This is a genomic window from Sulfurihydrogenibium sp. (assembly GCF_028276765.1).
Classification (GTDB): Bacteria; Aquificota; Aquificia; order Aquificales; family Hydrogenothermaceae; genus Sulfurihydrogenibium.
In genome coordinates, this window is sequence record NZ_JAPYVU010000011.1 from 22337 (window position 1) to 39395 (window position 17059).

At 32.1% G+C, this 17059-nt stretch carries 16 protein-coding genes, 2 pseudogenes and 1 CRISPR repeat array; of the genes and pseudogenes, 7 read left to right on the forward strand and 11 right to left on the reverse strand.

Going from position 1 to position 17059, the window contains the following annotated elements:
- Positions 1-15 precede the first annotated feature (15 nt).
- Positions 16-2727, reverse strand: coding sequence for a glutamine-synthetase adenylyltransferase (locus Q0929_RS03020; protein ID WP_299238103.1), 2712 nt, complete (start codon positions 2725-2727; stop codon positions 16-18).
- Between the two features lie 348 nt (positions 2728-3075).
- Between Q0929_RS03020 and Q0929_RS03025 the strand changes: the two genes are divergently transcribed.
- Both Q0929_RS03025 and rfbD read left to right on the forward strand, forming a co-directional pair.
- A complete protein-coding gene (locus Q0929_RS03025) occupies positions 3076-3663 on the forward strand; it encodes a serine/threonine protein kinase (RefSeq protein WP_299238104.1) in 588 nt (195 codons plus the stop codon).
- A gap of 16 nt (positions 3664-3679) precedes the next feature.
- Positions 3680-4531, forward strand: coding sequence for a dTDP-4-dehydrorhamnose reductase (rfbD, locus tag Q0929_RS03030; RefSeq protein ID WP_299238105.1), 852 nt, complete (start codon positions 3680-3682; stop codon positions 4529-4531).
- 1108 nt (positions 4532-5639) lie between these two features.
- Positions 5640-6849: direct repeats of the CRISPR family, unit length 29 nt; unit sequence GTTCCATCTGAACCGTGTGGGTTATAAAG.
- A gap of 150 nt (positions 6850-6999) precedes the next feature.
- Here rfbD and pdxA read toward each other — a convergent pair.
- The 6 genes from pdxA to moeB are packed head-to-tail and all read right to left on the reverse strand — an operon-like array spanning position 7000 to position 9927.
- Positions 7000-7974: a 4-hydroxythreonine-4-phosphate dehydrogenase PdxA gene (gene pdxA, locus Q0929_RS03035; RefSeq protein ID WP_299238106.1), complete on the reverse strand. Its 975-nt coding sequence runs from the start codon at positions 7972-7974 to the stop codon at positions 7000-7002.
- Positions 7968-8210 carry a DsrH/TusB family sulfur metabolism protein gene (locus tag Q0929_RS03040; protein WP_012459641.1) on the reverse strand — a complete coding sequence of 81 codons (243 nt, stop codon included), beginning with the start codon at positions 8208-8210 and terminating at the stop codon, positions 7968-7970. The genes pdxA and Q0929_RS03040 overlap by 7 nt, the downstream gene beginning before the upstream one ends.
- Positions 8204-8557, reverse strand: coding sequence for a DsrE family protein (locus Q0929_RS03045; protein ID WP_299238107.1), 354 nt, complete (start codon positions 8555-8557; stop codon positions 8204-8206). Before Q0929_RS03045 ends, Q0929_RS03040 begins: the two co-directional genes overlap by 7 nt.
- A 9-nt stretch (positions 8558-8566) precedes the next feature.
- Complete coding sequence (locus tag Q0929_RS03050) at positions 8567-8869, reverse strand: DsrE family protein (RefSeq protein WP_299238108.1); 303 nt, start codon at positions 8867-8869, stop codon at positions 8567-8569.
- Positions 8866-9099, reverse strand: coding sequence for a sulfurtransferase TusA family protein (locus Q0929_RS03055; protein WP_012459644.1), 234 nt, complete (start codon positions 9097-9099; stop codon positions 8866-8868). The genes Q0929_RS03050 and Q0929_RS03055 overlap by 4 nt, the downstream gene beginning before the upstream one ends.
- A 9-nt stretch (positions 9100-9108) precedes the next feature.
- Positions 9109-9927: a molybdopterin-synthase adenylyltransferase MoeB gene (gene moeB, locus Q0929_RS03060; RefSeq protein ID WP_012459645.1), complete on the reverse strand. Its 819-nt coding sequence runs from the start codon at positions 9925-9927 to the stop codon at positions 9109-9111.
- An 86-nt stretch (positions 9928-10013) separates the two neighbouring features.
- On the opposite strand from moeB, the gene Q0929_RS03065 reads away from it, so the two are divergent.
- Genes Q0929_RS03065 through Q0929_RS03085 form a run of 5 tightly spaced genes read left to right on the forward strand, consistent with a single transcriptional unit; the run spans position 10014 to position 14530 of the window.
- A complete protein-coding gene (locus Q0929_RS03065) occupies positions 10014-10790 on the forward strand; it encodes a DUF4388 domain-containing protein (RefSeq protein WP_299238109.1) in 777 nt (258 codons plus the stop codon).
- Positions 10791-10805: 15 nt separating this feature from the next.
- Positions 10806-12146, forward strand: coding sequence for a glutamate-5-semialdehyde dehydrogenase (locus Q0929_RS03070; protein WP_299238110.1), 1341 nt, complete (start codon positions 10806-10808; stop codon positions 12144-12146).
- Positions 12146-13150, forward strand: coding sequence for a hypothetical protein (locus tag Q0929_RS03075; protein WP_299238111.1), 1005 nt, complete (start codon positions 12146-12148; stop codon positions 13148-13150). Before Q0929_RS03070 ends, Q0929_RS03075 begins: the two co-directional genes overlap by 1 nt.
- A gap of 14 nt (positions 13151-13164) precedes the next feature.
- The gene (gene panB / locus Q0929_RS03080; RefSeq protein WP_299238112.1) at positions 13165-13953 is read left to right on the forward strand and encodes a 3-methyl-2-oxobutanoate hydroxymethyltransferase; all 789 of its coding nucleotides are present in this window, start codon (positions 13165-13167) and stop codon (positions 13951-13953) included.
- Complete coding sequence (locus Q0929_RS03085) at positions 13943-14530, forward strand: L-threonylcarbamoyladenylate synthase (protein WP_299238113.1); 588 nt, start codon at positions 13943-13945, stop codon at positions 14528-14530. The genes panB and Q0929_RS03085 overlap by 11 nt, the downstream gene beginning before the upstream one ends.
- Before the next feature lie 257 nt (positions 14531-14787).
- Here the strand turns inward: Q0929_RS03085 and Q0929_RS03090 are convergent, their stop codons facing one another.
- The 4 genes and pseudogenes from Q0929_RS03090 to Q0929_RS08940 all read right to left on the reverse strand — a co-directional run.
- Positions 14788-15162: a RidA family protein gene (locus tag Q0929_RS03090; protein ID WP_299238114.1), complete on the reverse strand. Its 375-nt coding sequence runs from the start codon at positions 15160-15162 to the stop codon at positions 14788-14790.
- Between the two features lies 1 nt (position 15163).
- On the reverse strand, positions 15164-15883 hold the full coding sequence (hisA, locus tag Q0929_RS03095) for a 1-(5-phosphoribosyl)-5-[(5-phosphoribosylamino)methylideneamino]imidazole-4-carboxamide isomerase (protein WP_299238116.1): 720 nt from the start codon (positions 15881-15883) through the stop codon (positions 15164-15166).
- Positions 15884-16294: 411 nt separating this feature from the next.
- Positions 16295-16625, reverse strand: a pseudogene (locus tag Q0929_RS03100) (hypothetical protein).
- A gap of 68 nt (positions 16626-16693) precedes the next feature.
- Positions 16694-17059, reverse strand: a pseudogene (locus Q0929_RS08940) (transposase); the annotation flags it as partial.

Genomic DNA, 17059 nt, shown 5'->3' on the forward strand with positions numbered 1-17059 from the left:
ACTAACCATTTACTCTCACTTTCTAAAGTACTTATAAAACTCTCTTCTTATAATATCTTTTGCATTTTTTACTTCTTTAAAAAACTCTTCAAAGCTCATGTTGAAGGCGTCAATTATTCTCTCTGTTTGCAAGTCAGACTTAGAAATTTTTGAACTACCACTACCTTTTACCAATCTTAATCTTGTCTCCACTTCCCTTAAAAATACATAATAATCAACTATGTCAGGATTTAAATCAAGAAGTCCTTCTAAAATGTTTGTTTTTCTTTGTTTTGTTTCAAGATAGTACAGCTGAACCATAAACTCTACATCTGCAATTCCGCCTTTTCCAAGTTTTATGTCCATTTCACTTTCTGTTTCTTTTGTCAATCCTTCTAATTTTAATCTCATCTCTAATAGGTCTATTTTTATGTCTTTTGTTATTTCTCTGCTAAGGATTTCTTCTTTTATAATCTCTTCAAACTTTTGTTTAACAGATTCATCTCCTGTAATAAATCTTGCTTTTGTCCATGCTAAGAATTCCCAAGGTCTTGCTTCGTTTTGGAAGTATTTCTTATAAAAATCAAGAGATGGTGAAAGCTCTCCTGCTTTTCCGTAGGGTCTTAGTCTTAAATCTAATTGATAGAGCTGTCCTTCTTTTGTGTATGTAGTTAAATCTTTTATTATCTTTTGCGGAATTTTACTTAATGAAAATTTACTTTCTTCGTCTTTGAAAACAAAAACTAAGTCAAGGTCTGAGCCGATGTTCATCTCTCTACTGCCAAGCTTTCCAAGTCCATAAATAGCAAATTTGCTTCCTTCGTTAATCTTGTATAAACTTTCAAGAATAAAGTCAGCAAGGTTTGTGATTGTATTATTAAGTTTTTTCAGTCTTGCTATTGGACTATGGGTCTTTATTTTATGAAGATATTCCAAGGTTGCTAATATTTCGGTAATTTTCTTTAATTTTTTAAGGCTTTCAACTTTATCTTCAATCTTTATAATTTCAAGCTCTTTTTCAAAATCTTCTCTATTAGATAAAGGTCTTGAAGTGATAAATGCTAAATCTATAAGTTCTTTATCTTTTATCATAAGGTTTGTTGCATAGTCTGTTGTTTTCGCAACTTCAATGATAAAATCAACAAGCTTTGATTTGCTTTCTAAAGCTGTTGTAAAAAGTCTGTAAATCTTGCCTTCTGTAAAAAATTTATTCAGATTTATAAGCAAACTTTCTTTTGCTTTGGTCTCTTTAAGATATTCTTCTAATTTTGGCAAAAAGTCTATTAAAAGATTTTTATACTTTTCTGATAAGAGAAGATACTCTTCGTCTTCAAAGATTGAAGTAATCAAGTTCAGCGCCCATTTTGGGTCTTTAAAACCAAGAGATTTAAGATATTCTAATGCAATTTCTTCATTTACTTTTGTAATGATGTAGGCTTGTATAGAAGTAAGTTCTTTTTTTTCTTCTCCCCCAAGACTTTCAAATATTCTTTTAACATTTTTTCTTACAGATTCAAGCTTTTCTAAAAATTTTTCTTCTGAATCAAAGCCAAGTTTTTTAGCATATTCTGATACATTTTTTAGATTTAAAATTTGTGTTTGAACGCAGTTTTTTAGCTGTATTACATGCTCTAAATTTCTTAAAAATATGTAAGCATCTTCTAAGAATTTACCTTTTTCTTCTGACAAAAGCCCTTTTTCAACAATTTTTCTTAAAGCTCTTACTGTTTCTCTTTCTCTAAGGCTTGGGTCATGACCACCATGAAGTAGTTGAAATACTTGAACTATAAATTCTATCTCTCTAATTCCTCCTTCTGATTTTTTAACGTCTATCTCATCCGGATTTTTTGGCTTAGAATGTTTCTCTATCATTTTTTTCATATTTAGTATGTCATCTATAATTTCTTTGCTTAAACTTTTCCTGTAAACAAAAGGAGTTATGACAGCTAAAAACTCTTTGGTAGTGTTTTCATCACCTGCTGCGTGTCTTGCTTTTATAAGCATATGTCTTTCCCAAGTCCTGCCAACAGACCAATAATAATTTTCTAAAAACGGAATGCTGTAGGTTAATAAACCTTTTCTTCCCTCTGGTCTTAAATCCAAATCTACATTCCAAGCTACTGTTTCAGCGTTTCTTCTTGTTAGATAAACTGTTGTATCTGTGAATACTTTAGTAAAAAATTCTCTGTTTGTGATACCTTTTTCAGTAGCTCCTTCTCCTGAATATATATACATCACATCAACGTCAGAGTAGTAGTTTAAATCTGTTCCTCCGTGCTTTCCAAGAGCTATGACACTTCCACCTGCCGGTTTGCCCGTAAGCTCATCTATTGGCATTCCAAATCTTTGCAAGTATTTTGAATATGCTTTTTGATATGCAACTTCAAAGCAAGCATCAGCTAAATATGAGTATTCTTCTGTAAGCTGGATAAGATGATGTTTTTTGTATATATCTTTTGCTACTATTCTTGCAAAGTGTTTCATTTTAAAAAATGTTAATTTTGTAATAAATTCATCTTCTTTTTCTATGTTTAAAAGCTCTAATGCTTCTTTGATTAGATTTTCTCTTCCAAGCAATGGTTTATCAAGGCTTTCATACACATAAAACAGCTCTTGCGGATGTCTGAATATAAAATCCGTGATACATGAAGAGTAGAAAGAAAGATTCTCCAAAAGTTTATACTGGCTTGGATTTAGACTATTTAGAAAATCTTTTTTAAGTGTTTCGAATTTAAATAGGTTTGACATAGTGGTTGCTCCTTTTTAACTATTTATCAAATTCTCAATATCGCTATAAAAATTCTCTAATACGTTAGGTGAGAAATTCAATAAAAGTAAGAGATTCTTCGCTTTGTTCAGAACAACAAATAATGCTGTCTTTCTCTAATACTTATCAAGCAAGTTTTCCTGACAGTCTGAATATATTCCACCTAAATATTTATTATTAGACACAAAATTATTGATAAGTTTCTCAATTTTTCCTAATTTTGACTCTTTTAACAAGATTATAAAGCTCTGTTGTGTTCATTACCAAAACTCCTATGTTGCATACAATAGTATAATATATCTTAGACTAACTTTTTCAATTAGAAGCCTATGTTAACATTTGAAGATATGAAAGATAAAATTGAAGATTTAAAAATTATTGGTGAAGGTTGGAGGGCTAAAGTTTACAGAGGAAAGTATCAAAATAAAGACCTGTCTTTTAAAGTTGCATCTCAAGAAATCCATAAACATCCAATACAAAAAGAAGGGCAAATTTTAAAAATAGTCAATCAGTATGGTATAGGTGGAAAGTTGTTTTTAACCGGTGAAGATTTTGTAGCCTATGAGTATATAGATGGAACCCATCTTAACAAGGTTTTAAATGAAGAAAATTTTAAAATTCTTATAAGCCAGCTTTTAGACCAAGCATACTTATTAGATAAGCTAAAAATTGACAAAGGAGAGATGCACAAACCATACTCAAATGTTTTAGTTGATAAAAATTTAAAAGTATTTTTGATTGATTTTGAAAGGGCAACTAAAAGTTTAAAGCCAAAGAATGTTTTAAATTTAGTGCAATTTATAACAAGAGGAAGAGAAAAAAACGAAGAATTGATGAATATTTTAAAAGAATATAAAGAAAGACAATCAGAGGAAAATTATAATAAAATAAAATCGTATGTTTTAAATCTCAAATAAAGGGGGTATTTAAGTTTTGAAATATTTAATCTTGGGTAAAAATGGACAGCTTGGAAAAGAGTTTTTAAAGACTTTAGAGAATCAAAAAAAAGATGTTGTTGGATTGTCAAGATTAGAGTGTGATATAACAAATTTTGATATATTAAACCGAGTTTTGTCAGAGTATAAACCAACTGTAGTAATAAACTGTGCAGCGTATAATTTAGTTGATAATGCTGAAAAACAATACTGGGAAGCAGTGAAAGTAAATAGCATTGCACTAAAGAATTTAGCTTATTTATCTAACGTTTACAAATTTAAATTAATTCATTATTCAACAGACTATGTTTTTGACGGAAAAAAAGAGAATGGTCTTTATACAGAAGATGATGTACCAAACCCTTTAAATGAATATGGGAAAAGTAAACTTATGGGTGAAATTTTTCTAAAAGAAGAGACAGAAAATTATTTGCTTTTTAGAGTAAGCTGGGTTTATGGAGAAGGAAAGCAAAACTTTATCTATAAGCTTTTAACATGGGTAAAAAGTAATGAATACCTGAAAGTAGCTTATAATGAAGTTTCAGTTCCAACGTCCACAAGAACCATAGTAGACATCACACTAAAAGCATTGGATAATGACTTAAAAGGAATGTTTCATCTTACAAATTCAGGCTATGCTTCAAGATATGAATGGGCTAAGGAAATTTTTAGAATTAAAAAAGTAGATAAATTCATCCTGCCAGTTTCAAAAGAAATTTTTAATCTTCCGGCGAAAAGACCTGATTTTTCAGCTATGAGCAATAGAAAAATCTCACAAATTTTAAATATAGAAATACCTTACTGGAATGAAGAGTTAAACGAATTTTTAAAAAATGTTTACGAAATTTAAGACTGTTCCAAAATTATTTTCTCAGTTAAAATTAAATACACAAAATTAAAAATGGAATGTTTGCATGAGAAAAACAAGAATATCTTTTAAACAAATCTATAAACTTACAAAAAGATTTTTTAGAAATTTATAATAGCTATACACGTCGGGTGAGAAATTCAATAAAGTAGGAGATTCTTAACCGGCTACAGAATGACGCTATTTGATCTTTTTTGTCATCATGAACGAAGTGAAGGATCTCATTTTTTTATGTTTTTTGAAAAGAAATAAAAAGAGGAGATTCTTCGCTTCGCTCAGAATGACGGTGTGGATTTTTGGAACAGTCTCTACATCTGCTGAGGATATTCCAAAATTTTTGTAAACCTATCTTTCCGTGTCATCCTGAGGACTAAGGCTGAAGGATCTCTTTTTTGATTTTCGACTTGAAAAGAAAAATAGGAGATTCTTCGTCGAATGCAGAATGACGATGTGGATTTTTGGAACAGTTTCGACTTGACAGATAGAAAATTTTTTTGTATATTTATAATAGCTTTTTAATTTTATAACTGAACCTTGGCAATTGAATATGTAACCCACACAAGCTTATTTTAAGTGAAACGTGAGATGTGAGACGTTAAATATTGGTTTATCAATAATTTAGTGATTTTTATTTGATTGTTTAAATGCTTAGTGAGATGACTTAGCAGTCAGTAAAGCTAAGGTATTGGTAATGTGATTTTATTTTTTGATGTTTGATTTAAGCTTGTGTAGTGATGGTTTGAAAGGGATTTTTTGAAGAGTAGTTGTAAGTGTTTGTTGAAATAAACTTTTTAATTTTGAAATTTGTAGTGTTTAATTTTTTGAAAATTTGCAGTTTTTTATTTTAAAATTTTTTAAGATCGGGAAGTTAAGGAGTGGTATTTGCAGCGGGCTTCTGAGTTTGTGGTTTTCAGCGGTTGGCTTGTGATGGGATGTTAAAGGATAAAATATAATAATATATTTTCTGTATATCGAGGTTTGCTGCAAAAAACTTCAACTTGCAGGTTTTTTAAAAATTTGGTATAATGATTATCAGAATATTGATAGAGTAAGCTGAAAGCGATTTTATTTTTGAGTTAAAAGTTAACGGGTTCCATCTGAACCGTGTGGGTTATAAAGTTTAAAGTGATATATTTTATTATCTTTAAAAACATCGTTCCATCTGAACCGTGTGGGTTATAAAGATTCAATAATCTCAATAATCTCAATAATCTCTTTCATGTTCCATCTGAACCGTGTGGGTTATAAAGTTGTATCATTAAATACTATGTAGTTCTCTGTAATTAGTTCCATCTGAACCGTGTGGGTTATAAAGTCACATATGACAGGTAGGTGGTGTTATACAACACCGTTCCATCTGAACCGTGTGGGTTATAAAGTGCCACCAATCAGTAGCCATACTCCGCTGTCTGCGACGGTTCCATCTGAACCGTGTGGGTTATAAAGCTTCTAAAGTTTGAAAAGTTGGAAAACAGGAACAATGTTCCATCTGAACCGTGTGGGTTATAAAGTAATAAAGATTCTACCGAAATAAAAAGACCTACAAATCGTTCCATCTGAACCGTGTGGGTTATAAAGAGTCAACTTCAAATACTTCCCAGAAAAGCTTTCTTAAGTTCCATCTGAACCGTGTGGGTTATAAAGCTAAAAACCCCTGTTTATAAAAATAATTGTTAGACAAGTTCCATCTGAACCGTGTGGGTTATAAAGAATTATACATCACCTACTCCTCAAGACAGAGACCCTGTTCCATCTGAACCGTGTGGGTTATAAAGTTTTTATACGAATGTCAAGTTCAAGATGCATATTTTGTTCCATCTGAACCGTGTGGGTTATAAAGCCTGAAGATATAATAGCAACTCTTAAATATATCCCCGTTCCATCTGAACCGTGTGGGTTATAAAGTCTGATAAACAGATAGAGTTTGCAAAGAACTTAGCGTTCCATCTGAACCGTGTGGGTTATAAAGCTTTTGATATAGACGTAGCCTTTGAGAGTTCTTCTACGTTCCATCTGAACCGTGTGGGTTATAAAGATGTACCAGGGAGTTGCATAATTATTATTTTCGTCAGTTCCATCTGAACCGTGTGGGTTATAAAGTCTGGAAATACGAATTTTCTCAACATTACACGTTACCGTTCCATCTGAACCGTGTGGGTTAGAAAGGATTTTGTTAGTGTATCAGCAAATAAATGGGATATGTGTTACATCTGAACCGTGTGGGTTATAAAGGAAGAACTATTTGACAAGCCAAAATATATGCCATCTGTCGTTCCATCTGAACCGTGTGGTGGATTAAGATACTATCTTAAAATCACGACAGCTTTAAGACTGTCTCAGAGTTCTTCTAAGCTTACCTTTTTGTGTCGTTCATTATGCAAGCAGTATCTAAAAAGTAATTGATTAATTGAACGGATTGAAAATTTTTTAAACTACTATTGTAAAACTTCTTATCTATTACTTTTCACTCTCTTTAACAAAATAGCCAGCTTTACAGCTTCTATTGTAGATGATGGGTCTGCTATGTTTTTACCTGCAATATCATAACCTGTTCCATGGTCAGGAGATGTTCTTATAAAAGGAAGTCCAAGAGTTATATTTACAGCTTTTCTAAAGCAAAGAAGTTTTAAAGGAATCAATCCTTGGTCGTGATACATTGCAACATAAATATCAAAATCTTTATATCTATTAAATGCAGTATCGGGAGATAACGGGTCTGTTATATCAATACCATCTTCTCTTAATGTTTTTACAGCCGGAAGAATTATATTTAACTCTTCATTGCCTATATTTCCATTGTCAGACGCATGGGGATTTAGTCCAAGAATTGCAATTTTTGGCTTAGAAATGCCAAACTTTTCTTTAAACTCTCTGTTGATAAGTCTTACTTTTGAAATTATCTTTTCCTTAGTAATCTGACTTGGAACATCTTTTAGTGGAATATGGGTTGTAATGAGGGCTACTTTTAACTTTTTACACATTAAGACCATTGCATACTCTTTAGCACCGCTAACTTCTGCTAAATAATCTGTGTGTCCTGCATAAGGAAAACCACTTTCCATAATCCACTGCTTGGAAATAGGAAGAGTAATCAAAGCATCTGCTTTCTTTTCTAAAACATCTTTAACTGCATTTTCAAGATAAACAACAGAGGCTTTTCCGGTTTCTTTAGAAGGACTTCCAAACTCAACATCTAAATCATAAAGATTTATAAGATATATTCCGGATTTTACAACGTCGTTTATAGATTTTATCGCTTTTATGTTTAAATCTACGCCTGTTAGTTTTTTTGCCTTTTCTAAAGCTTTTTTTGAGCCATAGATGATGTATGAAATGTTTCTTTTTGGAAGTTTATCTAAAGCTTTAAGAAGAATTTCTGAATTTATTCCTGATGGGTCGCCAAGAGAGATGGCAAGTTTTACCAAACAACCACCTTATTTGATTTTTCTATGAGATTTAATATCTCTTCATAATCAAGAAGTTTACTTTCTTGAATCTTAATTCCTCTTGCTATCACATCTTCTTTGCAAGCATACCAATTATCAATAGAAGGTTGTCTAAGAACGCCATCTTGGATTAAGATTAAAACATCATTGTCTCCGATAATATCTAAGATTGGAAAATCTGCAGGTTTTTTTATCAAGAATACTGTATCTACCATGTTAGCACTACCTCTGCAGATTTAAGGATTTGACAAATCTCATCTTTTGTTTTTATCTGTATTTCTACAGGAAATTCTTTTAGCTTTATGATTCCTCTTTCGCTTAAAGACTCTTTTTCAGCTATGATGGTTGCATTTAGCATGCCAAGGGCTTCTATAGATTTATCAGAAGAAGGAATGCCAATCATTTCCGGCTTCCAATCTGTTAGAGCAAACACGCCATCTTTTATGAAGATTACGTAAACTTTATGGTCCATAGCCATTCCGACGGCTTGCCTTAAAGCTTCAAAAGTTTTCCAGCTAAACGGATTTGATTTTATCAAGCTTACAGCTTTTTTCTTTGCCATTTTTACATCCTAAGATAAGCTTATGACTTTTTCACTTTCAGAAATGAGCTTAGAAAGTCCATACATGCTACTACTTTCAGCCCATGGTTGTGGTTCAATCTTTCTTTGGTTAGCATTATGGGCACAGTAGTATATTTTTGCTCCCTCTTCTGCTAACTTTTTAACATCATCGTGAAGTAAGCAGTAGGTTCCATTTGCCATAAAAAATATGTTCACTTTATCGTTTCTTTTCAATCCAGCTCTTGCAAATTTTACTAAGGTGTTAAAATCTGCGGAGTAAGGATTGCTTGCCATTATTAAAAGTAATTTCATTTTACCTTTCTCACCAATACTTCCCAGAGGTTTTCACCGATTTGATTTACAGCTAAAACTTCTTGACCTTCCATTTCCATGCTTTTTGGCACATTTTCAACCGATGGCTTGTAATCTAAAATAACTCTTAAAACTTGACCTTTATCCATCTGTTCGATGATAAGTTTACTTTTTACGAAGGTGAACGGGCAAACCTCGCCTTTTAAGTCAAGTTCTCTATCTATCTGCATATCTCACCTCTAAAAATGAACTTCACAAGCTTGGTCGTATTCTATAAGCTCTTTTATTGTTGGGTTTTCTCCACATAAATTACACTTTTTATCTTTTCTTAATTTTACTGTTCTAAACTCTGTCGTTAAAGCATCAAATACTAATAGCTTACCAACCAAAGGCTCACCAATTCCAAGAATAAGCTTTAATGCTTCATTTGCTTGAAGAGTTCCCATGATTCCACCTACTACACCAAGCAAGCCAGCCTCTTGACAGCTTGGTACTAAACCTGGTGGTGGTGGCTCAGGAAATAGACATCTATAACATGGTGAAGTTTCTTTATTTCTGTAGTCAAAGGTTGTAAGCTGACCTTCAAATCTAAGTATTGCAGCAGATACCAAAGGTTTTCCAAGCATATAACATGCGTCATTAACTAAAAATCTTGTTGGAAAGTTATCTGAACCATCTAAAACAATATCATAATCTTTTATAATATCTAAAACATTTGATTTATCAATCTTTTGATTGTAAGGAATTACTTTTACGTCAGGATTTAATGCCTCTATTGTCATCTTTGCAGATTCTACCTTAGGAATACCGACTCTTGAAGTGTTGTGTAATATCTGTCTTTGCAGGTTAGAAAAATCTACAACATCAAAATCAACTATTCCAATTGTTCCAACGCCCGCAGCTGCCAAATAGTATAAAGATGGAGAACCAAGTCCACCGGCACCTATAACAAGCACCTTAGCATCTAAAAGCTTCTTTTGACCTACACCACCAACTTCCGGAAGTATTATATGCCTACTATATCTCTTGATCTGTTCTTCCGTAAATTGAAAAGACATTTAAGCCTCACCTCTCTAAATTACAATTAAATAATTATACCACTTTTGATATAATTTATTATATCCATTTAGATTGGAGTTATAATATGATTAATAGCGGTGATCTAAAAACGTTTAGTCTCATAGATATATTTCAAATCATCAAAGAAGGAGGAAAGAACTGTATTTTAGCTATCGAAAATAACGACAATGTATATGGAATATACTTTAAGGGTGGCGATCCTGTCTATGTAAGAAAGGTTAAACGAAGCTTTTTCCTTTATATGGATTTAGATTTTGAATCTGTTTTAAAAAGAGATAAAATCTCAAAGCAAGAGATTTTTAAAAACTTTGCAACTTTACTACCCATAATCTTAAAATTTAAAGAAGGTAGGTTTTCTATAACATCAGGTTTTATAAAGTATTCTGAAGACATAAAGCCATTAATCAATACAGAAAAGCTTATCATTCTCCTTTCAAGAAATTTAAGCTTAGAAGAAGTAAACAGAAAAATTACAGACCCTGAACTGATTTTTGAAAAAACAGAAAAAGCTCAAGAATTGTCAGAATTAGCAGACCTTAGCAGTCAAGAAAGAGAGATATTAACTCTTATAGATGGAAAAAATAAAGTGAGTGATATCATTGCTAAAATTCACTTCAATAGAATCCTAAAAGATGAAAATATTTTAAATGTAAACGATGAAGATTATGTCAAAAAACTGTATGAAGACAGTGAATTGTTAGTAAAAAGAGCATTATATGGATTTTTGGCAAGCGGTATAATAAGAAAATTAAGAAACATTAAAAAATCAGAATCAATAATAGAAAGAATTCTGTCTTACTTAGAATCAAAACCTATCAAAGAAAGTTTAAAAGAAATCTAAAAAAGGAGTAGAAAGATGAACAGCAGACAGTATGCAGAAAGCATTGCAAAAAAAGCAAAAAGTACGGTGAGGAAATTATCGTCATTAACTACAAAAATAAAAAATGATGCTTTACTAAGGACAGCAGAATTGCTATTAGAAAGAAAAAGTCAAATCATAGAAGAAAATAAAAAAGATTTAGAACTTGCTGAAAAGAAAGGATATTCAAAAGCTCTGCTTGATAGGCTCGCTTTAGATGATAAAAGAATAAATCAGATGGTTCAGGTTTTAAAAGACGTTGCAGCATTGCCAGACCCGGTAGGTGAGATAATCAACATGTGGACAAGACCAAACGGATTAAAAGTTGGTCAAATGAGAGTGCCGCTTGGAGTAATCTTGATTATATACGAAGCAAGACCAAACGTTACAATAGAAGCTGCGTCTCTTTGTATGAAATCTTCAAACGCAGTAATTTTAAAAGGTGGAAGTGAAACAATCAATTCAAACAGAATATTGGTTGATATAATCAAACAAGCTTGCAGAGAGACTTGCTTTCCGGAGGAAGCAGTCCAGTTTGTAGATACAACAGATAGGGAAGTTGTAAACCATCTATTGAAGCTTGAAGGATTAATAGATGTGGCAATTCCAAGAGGTGGTGAAAGCTTAATCAGAGCAGTGGCAGAAAATTCAAAAATCCCAGTAATCAAACATTATAAAGGTGTTTGTAATCTTTATGTTGATGATGAAGCAGACATGGAAAAGGCTTTAAACATTGCTTACAATGCAAAGGTACAAAGACCATCTGTATGTAATGCTATAGAAAATCTTGTAGTTCATAGAAAAATTGCAGATAAATTCCTACCGGAGATTGCCTACTACTTCGGAAAAGCAGGCGTTGAAATGAGATGTGATGAATACAGCTATAATCTGCTTATAAACCATCCAAAAGCAAAAGATACAGAAATAGTTCCGGCAAAAGAAGAAGATTATTACGAAGAGTTTTTAGACTTGATAATTGCTGTAAAAGTAGTAGATAGCTTAGATGAGGCAATAGACTTTATAGAAAAGTATGGTTCTCACCACTCGGACGCAATAGTTACAGAAAACTATACAAAAGGAATGAGGTTTATCCAAGAAGTAGACAGTGCAGCTGTTTATATCAATGCATCTACAAGATTTACAGATGGTAATGAGTTTGGGCTTGGTGCAGAGATGGGAATTTCAACTGACAAAATTCATGCAAGAGGACCAATGGCATTAAAAGAGTTAACTATTCCTAAATTCATAGTGTTTGGAAATGGCCAGCTTAGAGAAAATGTAGGAATACCAAAAGATGAAAGTGAAATAAAGATAGATACAAACGCATGTAATTTGTAATGTCAAAACAGATATTTGATATAACGGTTAGAGATGTATTAAAAGACCCAATCTTAAAACTTATTGAGAGATTAGTAGGTAAAAAGATTGTAAGAAGCTTAGATATTTCTCTACCGTCTATAAAAGAAAGAAAAGTAGATATTTTATTGGAAGCAGAAGATAGAAGTTTAATTCATATAGAGCTACAATCAACAAACCATAAATATATGCACTATAGAATGCTTGAATACAGACTTGAAATAACAAGGAAGTTTAAAACAAACAATATTATCCAATTTGTCATTTACTTAGGTGAGAAAAAATGTACAATGAAATCCGAAATATCGGAAAAAGATTTAATTTATAGATACAACTTGATTGACATAAAACAAATACCATGTCAGGATATTATAAAAGAAGATGATATAGACTCAATCGTTTTAGGTTTTTTGTGTAATCTAAAAAACAAAGAAAAACTTTTAGAAAAATTAAAAATTAAATTATCAACATTAGATGATGTAAAAAGAGCTGATTGGATTAGAGGAATATTGCTAATTCTTGGACTGAGACCTAAATTGAAAAAAGAATTTCAAAGATTGATAGATAGGGAGGAAATAAAAATGCCAATAACCATAAGAATAAGAAGGGACTTAATAGAAGATTTGCCGGTGATCGGAGACCTACTAAGAGAAGCTGAAAGAGAAGCTATTGAGAAGGGAGTTGAAAAAGGTTTAAAAAAAGGTTTAAAAAAAGGTTTAAAAGAAGGTTTGCAAAAAGGCATGCAGAAAGGAATCAAAGAAGGCTTACAAAAAGGATTGCAGGAAGGATTACAGAAAGGTCTACAAGAAGGCATCGTTAAAGCAAAACAAGAAGATATAATTAAAGTGTTAGAGGCAAAATTTGGAAAATTAAGTAAAACAGTTAACAGTAAAATCAAGAAAATAAACGATCTAAATAAATTAGAAGCTTTACTTTTAGAAGCTGTAAAATCTGAGAGTTTAGAAGAGTTTAAAACAAAATTATAAAAACCGGAGCTTTTATGAAATCAATAAACGAGTTTTTTAAAGCCAAGGAAGAAAATAAGAAAATAACTGTTATCTCAACTTACGACTACTGGTCTGCCAAATTATGCGAAGAAGCCGGAATAGATGCTATTCTTGTTGGAGACTCTTTGTCTATGGTAGTTCAAGGAAATGATTCCACCTTACCTGTTAGCTTAGATGAGATGATTTATCATACAAAAGCCGTAAGAAGAGGAGCACCAAACACGTTTATCATCGTTGATATGCCGTTTTTGACATATCACACAACCATAGAAGAAACTGTTAAAAATGCCGGAAGGGTATTAAAAGAAACAGGAGCTAACGCAGTTAAGCTTGAGGGTGGAGAGCAGATAGCAAAAGCAGTAGAAAGGTTAACATCTCTTGGAATTCCTGTAATGGGACATCTTGGACTTACTCCGCAGTTTATAAACATTCTCGGTGGTTATAAAGTCCAAGGTAAAACTCAAGATAGCAGGGAAAAAATAAAAAAGGATGCTAAAATTCTTCAAGAAGCCGGATGTTTTTCGATAGTTTTAGAAGCTATGCCATCAGACCTTGCTAAAGAAATAACAGAAAGTTTAAAAATTCCAACCATTGGAATAGGAGCCGGGAAGTTTACAGATGGACAAGTTTTAGTTTTTCATGATTTGATAGGAATCTTTCCAAAAACTCCAAAATTTGTAAAAAGATACTTAGAAGCGGGAAATCTTATAAAACAAGCACTTTCACAGTTTAAAGATGAAGTTTTAAAGGGCGATTTTCCAAGCAAAGAACATGAATATTAACATTTCAACAAAATTAGACGATGCTATTGATGTAATAAAAAACGGCGGAATAGTAATTACTAAAACAGATACTATCTACGGAATTCTTGCTAATGCCTTAGATAAAGAAGGTATAGAAAAAATTTATGTAATCAAAGGAAGAGAAAAAGATAAGCCGTTTATAATCTTAATTCCAAATACCAAATTTTTAAAAAAATTTAAAGTTAAAGAAAATCCGCAAGCTGAAAAGATTTTAAATCATAAAGGAATCACTGTAATTTTTGATGTTAACGATCCGAATAACGAGTTTGAATATCTGCACAGAGGAACAAAAACCTTAGCATTTAGAATTCCGGATGATCCAGAGTTTTTGGGCTTTTTAAACAAATTAGATATTCCAGTAGTAGCACCAAGTGCAAATCCATCCGGTCTAACACCGGCTGAAGATATACATAAAGCAATAGAGTACTTTAAAGACAAAGTAGATTTATACATAGACAGAGGAAAGTCTGAGATAAATATCCCATCAACAATAGTAAAGATTGAAAACTCAAAGATAAAAATTTTAAGACAGGGTTCGAAACAGATAGATTTATAGCGATAAGACAAATTATCATTATCGTTTGGTAAGAAATTCAGCAAGGGCAGAGATTTTTCGTATGGCCACAGGATGACACTATTCAGAAGATTTTCGTTATCTGTAGCAAGTAAGCAAAAGTAGTATAAAAGTGTTAATTGCTGAAACCATTTATGAATCACTATACATAGAAAGTGTTTCAAAAATCACGTCGTCATTGCAAGCAAAGTGAAGAATCTCCTGTTTTTTAAATCAAATGTATCATTTATTGTTTCTTCTCACAATCCGACAATCATTTCTATCTCTACTAATGCATCTTTTGGAAGCCTGCTGACTTCTACCGTTGACCTTACCGGTTTATGCTCAGTAAAGTACTGACCGTATACTTCATTAACTTTTGCAAAATCGTTTAAATCTTTTAAATAGATCGTTGTTTTTATTACATGATTAAAGTTTAATCCTGCTTCTTCAAGAATTGCTTTTATATTTTCCATAATGACTTTTGTTTGTTCTGCAGCATCTTTGCCTACAAGTTCATTTGTTTTTGGGTCTATTGCAATTTGTCCTGATAAAAATATTAAATTTTCGTACTTAACAGCTTGAGAATATGGACCTATTGGTTTTGGCGCATTTTCTGTGTATATTGCTTGCATCTTAAATCTCCTTGAGATTTATTTTTCCTTCATATATAGCTTTGCCAACGACTACACCAAAAATTCCAAACTCTCTTTTTTCATAAAGCTTGATCACATCTTCTAAACTGCCAACGCCACCTGATGCAATAACCGGATGTTTTAGATTTTTTGCAAGTTCAACTGTTACTTCAACGTTTGCTCCTATCATCACTCCATCTCTGCTTACATCTGTAAATAAAAATCCAAATATATCTAAATCATCATATTTTTTAGCAAATTCTAATGGCGAAACTTCTGTTTTTTCTGTCCAGCCTTTAATGGCAACCTTTCCGTCTTTTGCATCTATTCCAACAATTACTTTACTTGGAAAGCTTTCAACTATTTTATAAAACTCCTCCGGATTTTGATAAGCCAAGCTACCAATTACAACCCTTTCAACGCCTAAATCTAAAACAGCTTTAACAGCCTCAAAACTTCTAAGTCCCCCGCCAAACTCTATTGGAATATTAACAGACCTAACAATACTCTCTAAGATTTTTATGTTTTTTGGCAGTCCTTCTAATGCACCGTCTAAATCTACAACGTGAATATGCTTAGCTCCTGCATCTTCAAAATATTTTGCCATATCGACAGGATTTTCATTATAAATCTTTACTTTATCAAACTCACCTTTATAAAGCCTTACAACTTTTCCATCTTTTATATCAATAGCCGGAATGATAAACTCTTTTAATATCATCAAATACTCCTACTTACTCTATATGTTAAAATACCTTGGGTGAGAAATTAATGGTTTTTATAATTTAAATAGGAGATCCTTTGGCCTACGAGCCCAGGATGACAGGAAAAGGTTGATTGATAAGTGTTAAAGGAAGGACAACCTTATTCGTCATTCTGCAGCCGGCGAAGAATCTCATACTCTTATTTAATTTCTCACCCGACGTAATACTCCTACTTACTCTATATGTTAAAATTTTATCATAACTATAAAAGGAGAAAAAGTTCCAAATTTTTACTAGGTCTAAAAATTAATTAACCTTCCAATCTGTCATTTTGAAGCCGGTAAAAAGATCCTTCGCTTGTACAAGCCTCAGGATAACAGTGTTGATTTTTAAAACACTTTCAAAATATAACGAGAAATCTCATCCTTTTAACTCAAAGCTCTTTCGCCATGTAATGCTTCATCAAGACCCACAACTTCCGTCTCTTCATCAGCTCTCGCACCACGAGATAAAGTTGATGTAATAAAGTATAAAATAGTTGTCATTATTCCAGTAAACAAAATTACAACCACTAAACCTAAAATCTGTATAAAAAACTGCTCTATATTTCCATATAACAAACCAGATTCCCCCTGGATTAACTTGTGAATTTGCAAAAATACCCGTTGCCAATGCTCCCCATATTCTGTTTAATCCATGAACTCCAAATACATCTAAGGAATCATCATATTTAAATCTATACCTTGGCTGAGAAATTATCGGTTTTTATAGAATTTAAAAAAAGAGATCCTTCGGACTTACGTCCTTAGGATGTTCTATGTTAAATGTCAAGTGCAAAAATTTTCATCAAATGGTTTTCTATTCTTTAATACACCATATACCTGCCTTAATAACTTATGTGCTACAGCTACTAAAGCTAATTTTTTAGCTTTACCTTTACTTACTAATCTTTCGTATAATTCTCTGCAGTATTTGTTAAACCTTATTGCTGATAATGCTGCCATGTATAGTATCTTTCTTGCATATGGATTTCCCATTTTCTTTATCTTGCCACTTCTCTTTACACGGGAGTTAAAATAATGTTGTGTCTAAATAAATCTAAATAAAATTACATGGAGGAATGATGATGGATAAGAAAGAATACTTTGAAAAAATATTAGACAGATCAACTGAAGAATTGGTAAAAGAGCTTT

What these genes read in the sequence shown, in the direction of transcription:
- Q0929_RS03020 (WP_299238103.1), bottom strand. Translation starts at nt 2,727, where the DNA reads ATGTCAAACCTATTTAAATTCGAAACACTTAAAAAAGATTTTCTAAAT.
- Q0929_RS03025 (WP_299238104.1), top strand. Translation starts at nt 3,076, where the DNA reads ATGTTAACATTTGAAGATATGAAAGATAAAATTGAAGATTTAAAAATT.
- Q0929_RS03040 (WP_012459641.1), bottom strand. Translation starts at nt 8,210, where the DNA reads ATGGTAGATACAGTATTCTTGATAAAAAAACCTGCAGATTTTCCAATC.
- Q0929_RS03045 (WP_299238107.1), bottom strand. Translation starts at nt 8,557, where the DNA reads ATGGCAAAGAAAAAAGCTGTAAGCTTGATAAAATCAAATCCGTTTAGC.
- Q0929_RS03050 (WP_299238108.1), bottom strand. Translation starts at nt 8,869, where the DNA reads ATGAAATTACTTTTAATAATGGCAAGCAATCCTTACTCCGCAGATTTT.
- Q0929_RS03055 (WP_012459644.1), bottom strand. Translation starts at nt 9,099, where the DNA reads ATGCAGATAGATAGAGAACTTGACTTAAAAGGCGAGGTTTGCCCGTTC.
- moeB (WP_012459645.1), bottom strand. Translation starts at nt 9,927, where the DNA reads ATGTCTTTTCAATTTACGGAAGAACAGATCAAGAGATATAGTAGGCAT.
- Q0929_RS03065 (WP_299238109.1), top strand. Translation starts at nt 10,014, where the DNA reads ATGATTAATAGCGGTGATCTAAAAACGTTTAGTCTCATAGATATATTT.
- Q0929_RS03070 (WP_299238110.1), top strand. Translation starts at nt 10,806, where the DNA reads ATGAACAGCAGACAGTATGCAGAAAGCATTGCAAAAAAAGCAAAAAGT.
- Q0929_RS03075 (WP_299238111.1), top strand. Translation starts at nt 12,146, where the DNA reads ATGTCAAAACAGATATTTGATATAACGGTTAGAGATGTATTAAAAGAC.
- panB (WP_299238112.1), top strand. Translation starts at nt 13,165, where the DNA reads ATGAAATCAATAAACGAGTTTTTTAAAGCCAAGGAAGAAAATAAGAAA.
- Q0929_RS03085 (WP_299238113.1), top strand. Translation starts at nt 13,943, where the DNA reads ATGAATATTAACATTTCAACAAAATTAGACGATGCTATTGATGTAATA.
- Q0929_RS03090 (WP_299238114.1), bottom strand. Translation starts at nt 15,162, where the DNA reads ATGCAAGCAATATACACAGAAAATGCGCCAAAACCAATAGGTCCATAT.
- hisA (WP_299238116.1), bottom strand. Translation starts at nt 15,883, where the DNA reads ATGATATTAAAAGAGTTTATCATTCCGGCTATTGATATAAAAGATGGA.